This window comes from Enterobacteriaceae endosymbiont of Donacia piscatrix (assembly GCF_012569525.1).
In the GTDB taxonomy this organism is placed as follows: Bacteria; Pseudomonadota; Gammaproteobacteria; order Enterobacterales; family Enterobacteriaceae.
On sequence record NZ_CP046200.1, the window covers coordinates 329,309 to 340,664 of the forward strand.

Consider the following 11,356-nt stretch of genomic DNA (forward strand, 5'->3'; position numbering starts at 1 on the left):
ATAAATATAATATAGTTATTTTTTATTGTAAAGAAAAATATTAATTAATTAAATTAATACAATCTTTAGTTATATTTAAAGATATACCCATAGTAGAAGATATATATATTTTTTTAAAAAAGTTGTTTTTTAATTGTACTGGTTTATGTTTTTTTAAAATCTTTAATAAACTTTTTAAATTTTCTTGAATTTTTTTATTTTCAAAATTAATTTTACCAATAGTTGTATGAATAATACCATTTTTATCATTACGAAAAGTAATTTGTCCGTCACGTATTTTTTTTATTGTTTTATTTATATCATTTGTAATTGTACCTAATTTAGGGTTAGGCATTAATCCTTTTGGACCTAAAATAGGTCCTAATTTAGTTACTATATTCATAGCTTCTGGAGTAGAAATAACTATATCAAAATTTTTTTCACCATTAGTAATTTTTATCAATAGATCATTCATTCCAACTAATTTCACTCCCAAATTTTTAGCTTGGATTGCTTCTTTACCATCTGCAAAAACTGCTATTCTAATATTTTTTCCAGTACCGTAGGGTAAAGATACATTTCCTCTAATATTTTGTTCGGTTTTTTTGGGGTTTATACCTAAAATAATTGCAATATCAATGCTTTCAATAAATTTAACTTTACTTAACTTTTTTAAGTTATTAATAGCTTTTTCAACAGAAAATTGTTTTTTAATGTTTAAATTTTCATACATGAATTTCATTCGTTTCGTTAATTTTTTCATAATATTTTAATCCTGAACAGTTAAACCCATTGATATAGCAGTTCCTTTTATGGAAGAAATCATAGATTCAATATTAGTTCCATTCATGTCAATATATTTTATTTCTGCAATTTTACGAATTTGATTATTTGTAATTACTCCAATTTTTTCTTTTTTTGGTTTATTAGCTCCTTTTTTTATCCCTAAAATTTTTTTTATTAATGCAGATACTGGAGGAGTTTTAGTTATAAATGTAAAAGTTTTATCAACATAAATTGTAATAATTACTGGTATAGGAATACCTTTTTCTAAATTATTAGTTTTTAAATTAAAATTTTTACAAAAATTCATAATATTTATGCCATGTTGTCCTAATGCAGGCCCAATGGGAGGACTAGGATTAGCATTTCCAGCTGGAACTTGTAATTTTACATAAGTTTTAATTTTTTTAACCATAAAAGATCTCTATTAATTAATAATTAAAATAAAAAATATTTAAAATATATAATTTTTTAAAATTATTTTATCCTTTTTCTACTTGTCTAAAATCTAAATCAACAGGAGTAGATCGACCAAAAATTGATACTGAAACCTTTAATCTGTTTTTTTCATAATCTACTTCTTCTACTATGCCATTAAAATCAGAAAAAGGACCATCTTTAACTCTAATCATTTCTCCTGGTTCAAATATTGTTTTTGGTCTAGGTTTATCACCAATTTTTTGTAAACGTTCTATAATAATATTTATTTCTTTATCACTTACAGGAGATGGATTATCAGATGTTCCTCCAATGAAACCTAAAACTTTTGGTACGCTACGTACTAAATACCAACTTAATTCTTTCATTATCATATGTACTAATATATATCCTGGAAAAAATTTACGGTCACTTCTATATTTTTGTCCTCTACGTATTTCAATAATAGCTTCAGTAGGTACTAAAATTTTACCAAATAAATCTTTCATATTATGAATTTTAATATATTCTTTTAATGATTTAACTACACGTTGTTCAAAACCAGAACGAGCTTGAATAACATACCATTTTTTTTGTAAAGATTTATCCATTTTATGACCTCGTTCCAGTTAAATATGATATTACATAGATTAAAAAATTATCTAATATATAAATTAAACATGATATTATTATAACAATGATAGTTATAGTTAAAGCTGTATGCCAAGTATCTTTATAAGATGGCCATATAACTTTATAAGTTTCTATACATGCATTATCTATAAAAGATAATAAATTTTTACCTTTATTTGTAGATAAAATGATAAAAATAATTAAAGATAATATAAAAAAAGATAAAATTAAACGAATAAATAAATATATTTTTTGATAAATAATATTACATACTATAATAGCAATTAATAAAATTATACCGACAATCCATTTAATAAAAATTGTAATATTTTTTTTAAATTCTATAATATTCATTATATTTTAACCAAAAAAATATTTGTATAGAATATATATAAATTATATAGATATATTTTACTAATAATTTATTTAATATTTAAATTTAAAATAAAAAAAGAATCAAAGGGAATACATAATTTTCCCTTATCTTCTTTTATAATACATTTACTTTAATACTTTTGTAACTACACCTGCACCTACAGTACGTCCTCCTTCACGAATAGCAAAACGTAAACCATTAGACATAGCTATAGGATGAATTAGTGTTACAATCATATTAATATTATCTCCAGGCATAACCATTTCAATATTAGATGGTAATTCTATAGTTCCTGTAACATCTGTAGTTCTAAAATAGAATTGAGGACGATATCCTTTAAAAAAGGCTGTATGTCTTCCACCTTCATCTTTTGATAAAATATAAACTTCTGCTTCAAATTTTGTATGTGGTGTAATTGATCCTGGTTTTGCTAAAACTTGCCCTCTTTCTATATCTTCTCTTTTAATACCTCTAAGTAAAATACCTATATTTTCACCAGCACGTCCCTCATCTAATAGTTTACGAAACATTTCCACTCCAGTACAAATAGATTTAATGGTATTTCTAATACCTATAATTTCTACTTCTTCTCCTACTTTTATTATACCTCTTTCTACTCTCCCAGTTACTACTGTACCTCTACCTGAGATAGAAAAAACATCTTCTATTGGTAATAAAAAAGGTTTATCAATTTTCCTTATAGGATTAGGTATATAATTATCTAATGAATTAGCTAATTCAATAATTTTCTTTTCCCAAATTTTATCTCCTTCTAATGCTTTTAAGGCAGATCCTTGAATAATAGGAGTTTTATCTCCAGGAAAATTATATTGTGTTAATAAATCACGTACTTCCATTTCCACTAATTCTAGTAATTCTTTATCATTAACTAAATCACATTTATTAAGAAATACTATAATATAAGGTACTTCTACTTGTCTAGCTAATAAAATGTGTTCTCTTGTTTGTGGCATAGGACCATCTGTTGCTGCAACTACTAATATTGCTCCATCCATTTGAGCAGCACCTGTAATCATGTTTTTTACATAATCTGCATGTCCTGGACAATCAACATGAGCATAATGACGATATTTTGTATCATATTCAACATGAGATGTATTTATAGTTATACCTCTCGCTTTTTCTTCTGGTGCATTATCAATTTGCTCAAAAGCTTTTGCAGAACCACCATATTTTTTTGCTAAAACAGTTGTTATAGCTGCTGTTAAAGTTGTTTTCCCATGATCTACATGTCCTATAGTACCTACATTAATATGAGGTTTAGAACGTTCAAATTTTTTTTTAGACACAAGATAATATCCTTCCAATAAATTGTAAAAATATATAATTATTTGTTTAATTCTTATAATTTAGATCGAGATTCAATAATTACCTTTGTAATATTATTAGGTGCTTTATTATATTTTAAAAATTCCATAGTATAAGATGCTCTTCCTTGACTATAGGAACGTAAATCAGTAGCATACCCAAACATTTCTGATAATGGTACACAAGCACTAATAGTTTTTCCAGTAGGAATATTATTCATACCTTCTATAATTCCCCTTCTTCGATTTAAATCCCCGATAACATCTCCCATATATTCTTCAGGTGTTTCTATTTCTACTTTCATTATAGGTTCAAGTAAAATAGGATTAGCTTTTTTAAAAGCATTTTTAAATGCAATAGCTGCAGCTAATTTAAAAGCTAGTTCAGAAGAATCTACATCATGATAAGATCCATAATGAAGTCTAACTGCAATATTTACTACAGGATAATTTGCCATAGGACCTGATTTTAATTGTTCTTGAATGCTTTTATCTATAGCTGATATATACTCATTAGGTATTACACCACCTTTTATATCATTAGTAAATAAATAACCTGTATTATTTTTTTGTGGTTTTAATGGAGAAATATCTATTACAACATGACCATATTGTCCTCTTCCACCTGTTTGTTTTATATACTTACCTTCTATATTAGTAATACTATTTTGTATAGTTTCACGATAAGAAACTTGAGGTTTTCCAATTTTAGCAGATATATTAAATTCTCTTTTCATTCTATCTACAATTATTTCTAAATGTAATTCACCCATTCCTGCTATAATAGTTTGATTAGTTTCTTCATCAATCCACGTTCTTAAAGAAGGATCTTCTTTAATTAGACGATTTAAAGCTAAACCCATTTTTTCTTGATCTATTTTAGTTTTGGGTTCTATAGCAATAGAAATAACAGGTTCAGGAAAATCCATTGTTTCAAGAATAATACATTTATTAATATCACATAATGTATCTCCTGTTGTTACATTTTTTAATCCAATAGCAGCAGCTATATCTCCTGCATAAACTTTTTTTATTTCCTCTCTTTTATTAGCATGCATCTGAACTATACGACCAATACGTTCTTTTTGTTTTTTTATTGAATTATATATAATTTCTCCATTACTAACTGTTCCAGAATATACTCTAAAAAAAGTTAAATTACCAACAAAGGGATCATTAGCTATTTTAAAAGCTAGGGCTGAAAATAATTCATTATCATCAGTATTACGTGTTAATATGTTTTTATTATTATCAGATATTCCTTGAATAGGAGGAATATCCTTAGGCGATGGTAAATAATCAATTATTGCATCTAATAATGCTTGTACTCCTTTATTTTTAAAGGCTGATCCACATGTAATTAAAGTAATTTCATTATTTAAAACTCTTTTTCTTAAAGCAAATTTTATTTCCTGTATAGGAATTACATTTCCATTTAAATATTTTTCTAATAATATTTCATCAGATTCTACTGCTGTTTCTATTAATTTTTTATGCCATATTTGAACCTCTTTTTCCATATTTTTAGGTATATTAATATAATTACAATTAATTCCTTGATCTTTCTCACTCCAATTTAATGCTTTCATTTGTATTAAATCAATTACTCCAGTAAATCGTTCTTCGGATCCAATAGGTAATTGTAAAGGTATTGCTTCTGTTAATAAATTATTTTGTATTTGTTTAATAACTTTTATAAAATTCGCTCCCATTCTATCCATTTTATTTATAAAAGCAATTCTAGGAACTTTATATTTATTAGCTTGCCGCCATACTGTTTCTGATTGAGGTTGTACTCCACCTACAGCACAATAAATCATAACTACACCATCTAATATTCTCATAGAACGTTCTACTTCAATTGTAAAATCTACATGTCCTGGAGTATCAATAATATTTATCCTATGTGATTTATATTGATTAAACATTCCTGACCAAAATGTTGTAGTAGCAGCAGAAGTAATAGTAATACCTCTCTCTTGTTCTTGTTTCATCCAATCCATTGTAGCTGTTCCATCATGTACTTCTCCTATTTTATGATTTATTCCTGTATAAAACAAAATTCTTTCAGTTGTAGTAGTTTTACCGGCATCAATATGTGCGCTAATACCAATATTACGATATCGTTTTATAGGAGTTATACGACTCATGTATTATTCCTCTATTTTAGAGATAAAAAATTTTTAAATAATATTAAATATGATTTTTAATAAAAAATATTGATTTAGTCACGACATATATTATTGATTAATTGGTTCATTTTATTGTAATTAAGACTATCTTTTTATAATTATTTTTTACCAACGATAATGAGCAAATGCTTTATTAGCTTCTGCCATTTTATGTATTTCTTCTTTTTTTTTAACAGCATTTCCTTTATTTTCTAAAGCATCTAATATTTCATTAGTTAATTTTAAAATCATAGATTTTTCTTGTCTTTTTCGTGCAGAATTAACTAACCAGCGTATAGCTAAAGTATTTCTTCTAGTAGGTCTAATTTCTACCGGTACTTGATAAGTTGAACCACCTACTCTTCGTGATTTTACTTCTACTGCAGGTTTAATATTTTCTAATACATTTAAAAAAATATCTATTTCTTTTTTACCTATCTTTTTTGTAACTTTATTTAAAGCTGAATAAACAATAAATTCTGCAATAGATTTTTTACCATTTACCATAATTATATTAATAAATTTGGCTAATAAATCTGATTCAAATTGAGGATCTGGTGATATTTTTCGTTGATTAATTATACGTCTACGAGGCATAATATTTACTCCATAAGTTTAGTAAAATTTAGTAAATTTAATTTTTAAAAAAATATTTATTAATATTATTTAGGTTTTTTAACACCATATTTTGATCTTCCTTTTTTCCGATTTTTAACACCAATACAATCTAAAGTACCTCTAATCGTATGATATCTAACTCCAGGAAGATCTTTTACTCTTCCACCTCTAATTAAAATTACAGAATGTTCCTGTAGATTATGTCCTTCACCTGAAATATAAGAAGTTACTTCAAAACCATTAGTTAATCTTACTCTACATACTTTTCTTAAAGCAGAATTAGGTTTTTTAGGAGTTGTTGTATAAACTTTTGTACATACTCCTCTTTTTTGTGGACAAGAATTTAAAGCTGGTACATTAGTTTTAATAATTTTACGAGATCTATTTTTACGAACTAATTGATTAATTGTTGCCATATTTTCTAACCTAAAAATAATTTGATTTATTAAAATTTAAAATTACCATATTATTTGTTTTTTATGTTTTATTATTAAATAAACAAACTTTTTATAATTTATTCGTGTAATTTTATTTGAAATATCTAAATCTAAACCTCTAGCTAATATATCATCATTTATAGCAAAAATTAATAGTTTCATTTTTTTCTTAATTTTAGTAATTTTTTTAAAATATAAACTATTTTTTAATCCAGCTAATACTCCATCTTGAATAAGAAGTAAATCATCATTTATATTTAAAAAATTTAATAATAAAGAAAAATTACAAGATGTTGGAGAACTAAATAAGGTATATAACATATAAAATATATTTACTAAATTAAAAATTGATAATTATATCATAATTATCAATTTTTTTTTTCCATATTAAAGGATTTATAATTTTAATAGGTAAAATCCAATGATTTTTTTTATTATTTTCTATTCCTAAATTTTTTATAGATTTTGAACAAACGTAATAATTACTAATATTACAAAGTTTTAAAATATTAAAACTAATATTATAATTATTTAATAAAAAATTTTTTGTGTTTTGTTTATAATATATTTGTAAAATTCCATCTCCTATAAAAAATAAAGCTATATCCTCAGTAAATGAGGATACAGAAAGAATTACATTAAGTCCTTCTTTACCAATAAAATTTCCATATGGAGATTTTGTAAATGTAAATGCTATTTTATTCATTAAAATTGAACTAAACGATCACAAGTTAATACAGATTTCGTAAATGTACTTAAAGTAGTTACTTTAAATGTATTATCAATAATATCATATGTTTTTTTATAATTTAATAAATTATTCTTATAAAAACTATTTTTTACTATTAAACCTCTTTTTGTCGCAGAGGTAACACATAAATATAAATTTATATGATATTTTATCTTTAATTTTTTCCAATGATTAACTAGATTAAATTCATTTTCATTAAAATTAATATTTTTATTAGAATTAAAAACTCCATCACCATAAAAAAATATATCTTTTACTATTTGTTTTTCTTTTATTGCTGCTTTAGTGAATGAATATGCAGAATAAGAATTCTGTGTATTATATGGAGCTGTTGTTATAAATATTATAAAAATCATATTAAAACCTAAGATTTTAAAATCTTCTTTATAAAATATATTTTTTATACTCATATATAATTTTAATAAATAAAAAATTTTAATTTAAAATGTTATAGTTTTTATTAATTAGTTTAATTAGATATTGAATTTTTTATATCTAAAAGTTCAATTTCAAATTTTAAAGTTGAATTAGATGGTATACCAGAAATAATCTCTGAACCATAAGCTAATTTTGGAGGAATAATTAATGTTATTTTACCACCTTTTTTGATATATTTTAAACCTTCTTTCCATCCTGGAATTACTTGTTTTAAACATATAGATAAAGGTTTATTTTTTTCAGTACTATCAAATTCAGTACCATCAATTAATTGTCCTTTATATTTTATAACAATTATTTGATTATTATTAGTAATTTTTTTACCCTTACCAATTTTATGTATTTTATATACTAATCCGGTATTAGTTTTTTTAAAACCTTTTTGTTTTAAAATTTTTTGAATATATTTTTTACCTATATTACCATTGTTTTTAATTTCTTCTTGAATTTCATTAGGACTAAATGCTTTTACATTAGCATCATATAATTGAAGCACCCTATCAATTTCATTATTAGAAAGTTTATATTTTTTATCAAGTGCATCAGATACACCTTGAAGAATATATTTTCTATTTAATATTATTTTTAATGTTTTTTGTATTTGGAAGGTGCGTGTTAAGTATTTACCTATTGTTATTCCTAAAGAATATGCAATTTTGTCATTATCATCTTTGAAAAATTTTTTTTGCTTTTTATTTTTTATATCATGTTTTTTTTTTATAATTTTTTCAGTGTTTTTTTTATTTTGCCACCATGATATATTTTTTGATGTAAATGCATTTGTATTAGATACATTTAAACAAATACTTAAAATTAACATAGTAAATATTAATTTTTTTTTAGTAAAAAATTTCATTTTTTCTCCAAAATTTTTTAATAATATTAATAATTTTAACACATTAAAATTTTATATATAAAATAAGATAAATAAACACCTTATTTTATATAAAATATTACTTTTAATAAAAAAAAACAAGTTAATTTTTTTAAAAAAATATTAAATTAATAGTTTTAACATTCTTCTTAATGGTTCTGAAGCTCCCCATAGTAATTGATCTCCTACTGAAAAGATAGAAAAACAGTTTTTATCTATATTTAATTTTTTTATTCTTCCTACATTAATGTCTAATTTACCACTAACAAAAGAGGGTGTAAGAAATTTAATAGTTTCATTAAAATTATTTGATATAATTTTAACCCAATTATTACTATCACTAATGATACTTTTGATATTATTTATAGATAAATCTTTGTTTAATTTAATTGTAAATGATTGACTATGTGAACGTAAAGTAGGTATTCTTACGCAAATACTATCTACTGGAATAATTTTATTTGTATTTAAAATTTTATTAGTTTCAAATTGTCCTTTCCATTCTTCTTTTGTTTGATTAGTATTTTTTATTTTTTTGTCTATCCATGGAATTAAATTATTAATTAAAGGAACTTTAAAATATTGTTTAGGTAAATTAGAAGAATACATTTGTTTTGAAATTTCTTTTTCTATATCAATAATATTTATTGAAGAATTATTAATTGAAGAAGATATGTTTTGACATATATATATCATTTGTGAAATAAGTTCTTTTATAAATTTTGAACCTGCACCAGATGCAGCTTGATAAGTAGAAACAGAAACCCAATCAATTAAATTTTTTTTAAATAAACCACCTAAAGCCATTAACATTAAACTAACAGTACAATTACCTCCAACAAAAGTTTTTATACCTGAATTTAATTTTTGTTGTATATGTTTTAAATTAATGGGATCTAAGACAATAACAGATTCATTTAAAGTTCTTAAATTAGAAGCTGCATCTATCCAATATCCTTTCCAACCCATTTTACGTAATTGAAAATAAGTTTTATTTGTATATTCACTTCCTTGACATGTTAAGATTATATCTAATTCAAATAATTTTTCAAAATTATAAGCATTTTCTAATTTTATAAATTTATTTTTTATATAAAAATGAGGTATAAATTTATCATATTGCGAAGTAGAAAAAAAAATAGCATTAATATTACTAAAATCTTTTTTTTTTATCATTCTTTTTATAAGAATAGAACCTACCATTCCTCTCCAACCAATAAATCCTACATTTTTCATTATTTTACCTTATAAATTATTTTTTATTTTATATATTTTATATAAAATATATTTTAATTACTAATTTTAACATTTTATTATAGAATTATTTCTAAAATTTATAAATTATTATAAAATAATATACATATTATTTTATTAATTTTATATTCCAATTAATTGGTTTTTTTTTATTTAAAATTAAATATTTATTTGTTTTAGAAAAATGTCTACAAAAATAAAATCCTTTATAAAAAGATAAAGGTGAAGGATGTGATGTAGTTAAAATTAAATGTTTTGATGTTATCAAAACATGTTTTTTTTTTGCATAAATCCCCCATAATAAAAAAACAATATTTTCATAATATAGATTAATTATTTTTATTACATTATTTGTAAAAATTTCCCAACCAATATTGGCATGAGATTGTGGTTTTCCTTTTTCTACTGTTAGTATTGAATTTAATAACATTACTCCTTCATCAACCCAATTTACTAAATATCCATGATCAGGAATAATAAAACTAGGTATATCAAACTTTATTGCTTTATAAATATTTTTTAATGTAGGAGGTATTGTAATATTTGGCATAACTGAAAATGCTAAACCATTAGCTTGATCTATACCAGGATATGGATCCTGACCTAAAATAACTACTTTTAAATTATTAAAATTAATTTTTTTAAAAATGTTAAAAATATATTTTTTTTTAGGATAAATAATTTTTTTATTGTTAATATCTTTATAAATTTTTTGTATTAATTTTATAAAATATTTTTTTTTTACTTCTTTTTGAAAAAAATTTTTCCATATAAGATTTTTATTTTTCATAAGATGTTAAATTTTATTAATGAATATAAATTTTTGGAAAATATTATGTTAATATAAAAATAAGATTTTATCCTTGTTTTTAATTTATATTAAAAATTTTAACCATAAGGAAAAAAAAATGAACTACTATTATGAAATAGTTTTAATGATAAATCCTGATCAAAGTGACCAAGTAAATAATATTATAGAATATTATAAAAAAATTATTTATAAAAATAAAGGTTATATTTCGAGATTAGAAGATTGGGGGAGAAGACAATTAGCATATCCTATATTTAAATTACATAAAGCACATTATATTTTAATAAATATTGTTTTAAAAAAAACTAATGTGATAAAAGAAATTGAAAATAGTTTAAGAATTAATGAAAATGTTATAAGACATCTTATTATTAAAACAAAAATGGAAAGAAAAAATTCATCTTTTATTTTAAAATCTAAAAATGAATATCAAGAAAAACGTGGTGATATAGTTAAAACAATATAATAAATTTTTTGTAAAAAAAC

15 protein-coding genes are annotated in these 11,356 nt (G+C 22.6%); 1 reads left to right on the forward strand and 14 read right to left on the reverse strand.

Annotation, left to right across the window (positions count from 1 at the left end; translation table 11 throughout):
• Positions 1 to 40 precede the first annotated feature (40 nt).
• The 14 genes from rplA to ung all read right to left on the reverse strand — a co-directional run bounded on the left by rplA (position 41) and on the right by ung (position 10,849).
• The gene (gene rplA / locus GJT96_RS01630) at positions 41 to 742 is read right to left on the reverse strand and encodes a 50S ribosomal protein L1 (protein ID WP_169780476.1); all 702 of its coding nucleotides are present in this window, start codon (positions 740 to 742) and stop codon (positions 41 to 43) included.
• Positions 743 to 748: 6 nt separating this feature from the next.
• The gene (gene rplK, locus GJT96_RS01635; RefSeq protein WP_169780477.1) at positions 749 to 1,177 is read right to left on the reverse strand and encodes a 50S ribosomal protein L11; all 429 of its coding nucleotides are present in this window, start codon (positions 1,175 to 1,177) and stop codon (positions 749 to 751) included.
• A gap of 67 nt (positions 1,178 to 1,244) precedes the next feature.
• Positions 1,245 to 1,790 (reverse strand): transcription termination/antitermination protein NusG, encoded by a 546-nt coding sequence (nusG, locus tag GJT96_RS01640; RefSeq protein ID WP_169780478.1) that lies wholly within the window; start codon positions 1,788 to 1,790, stop codon positions 1,245 to 1,247.
• A gap of 1 nt (position 1,791) precedes the next feature.
• Complete coding sequence (secE, locus tag GJT96_RS01645) at positions 1,792 to 2,166, reverse strand: preprotein translocase subunit SecE (RefSeq protein WP_169780479.1); 375 nt, start codon at positions 2,164 to 2,166, stop codon at positions 1,792 to 1,794.
• A gap of 147 nt (positions 2,167 to 2,313) precedes the next feature.
• The gene (gene tuf, locus GJT96_RS01650; protein WP_169780480.1) at positions 2,314 to 3,498 is read right to left on the reverse strand and encodes an elongation factor Tu; all 1,185 of its coding nucleotides are present in this window, start codon (positions 3,496 to 3,498) and stop codon (positions 2,314 to 2,316) included.
• Positions 3,499 to 3,551: 53 nt separating this feature from the next.
• Complete coding sequence (fusA, locus tag GJT96_RS01655; RefSeq protein ID WP_169780481.1) at positions 3,552 to 5,666, reverse strand: elongation factor G; 2,115 nt, start codon at positions 5,664 to 5,666, stop codon at positions 3,552 to 3,554.
• 147 nt (positions 5,667 to 5,813) lie between these two features.
• Positions 5,814 to 6,284, reverse strand: a complete 471-nt coding sequence (gene rpsG / locus GJT96_RS01660) for a 30S ribosomal protein S7 (protein WP_169780482.1) — start codon at positions 6,282 to 6,284, stop codon at positions 5,814 to 5,816.
• Between the two features lie 65 nt (positions 6,285 to 6,349).
• Entirely contained in the window at positions 6,350 to 6,721 is a 372-nt protein-coding gene (gene rpsL / locus GJT96_RS01665; protein WP_169780483.1) for a 30S ribosomal protein S12, read from the reverse strand.
• A gap of 42 nt (positions 6,722 to 6,763) precedes the next feature.
• Entirely contained in the window at positions 6,764 to 7,063 is a 300-nt protein-coding gene (gene tusB / locus GJT96_RS01670; RefSeq protein WP_169780484.1) for a sulfurtransferase complex subunit TusB, read from the reverse strand.
• A 19-nt stretch (positions 7,064 to 7,082) separates the two neighbouring features.
• Positions 7,083 to 7,448: a sulfurtransferase complex subunit TusC gene (gene tusC / locus GJT96_RS01675; RefSeq protein ID WP_169780485.1), complete on the reverse strand. Its 366-nt coding sequence runs from the start codon at positions 7,446 to 7,448 to the stop codon at positions 7,083 to 7,085.
• Positions 7,448 to 7,903, reverse strand: coding sequence for a sulfurtransferase complex subunit TusD (gene tusD / locus GJT96_RS01680; RefSeq protein WP_169780486.1), 456 nt, complete (start codon positions 7,901 to 7,903; stop codon positions 7,448 to 7,450). Before tusD ends, tusC begins: the two co-directional genes overlap by 1 nt.
• A 59-nt stretch (positions 7,904 to 7,962) precedes the next feature.
• Positions 7,963 to 8,787, reverse strand: a complete 825-nt coding sequence (gene fkpA, locus GJT96_RS01685) for an FKBP-type peptidyl-prolyl cis-trans isomerase (RefSeq protein WP_169780487.1) — start codon at positions 8,785 to 8,787, stop codon at positions 7,963 to 7,965.
• A gap of 141 nt (positions 8,788 to 8,928) precedes the next feature.
• Complete coding sequence (gene asd, locus GJT96_RS01690) at positions 8,929 to 10,041, reverse strand: aspartate-semialdehyde dehydrogenase (RefSeq protein ID WP_169780488.1); 1,113 nt, start codon at positions 10,039 to 10,041, stop codon at positions 8,929 to 8,931.
• 127 nt (positions 10,042 to 10,168) lie between these two features.
• Positions 10,169 to 10,849, reverse strand: a complete 681-nt coding sequence (gene ung, locus GJT96_RS01695; RefSeq protein WP_169780489.1) for a uracil-DNA glycosylase — start codon at positions 10,847 to 10,849, stop codon at positions 10,169 to 10,171.
• A 118-nt stretch (positions 10,850 to 10,967) separates the two neighbouring features.
• Here ung and rpsF point away from each other — a divergent pair, with 118 nt between their 5' ends.
• Positions 10,968 to 11,336, forward strand: coding sequence for a 30S ribosomal protein S6 (gene rpsF / locus GJT96_RS01700; protein WP_169780490.1), 369 nt, complete (start codon positions 10,968 to 10,970; stop codon positions 11,334 to 11,336).
• Positions 11,337 to 11,356 lie beyond the last annotated feature (20 nt).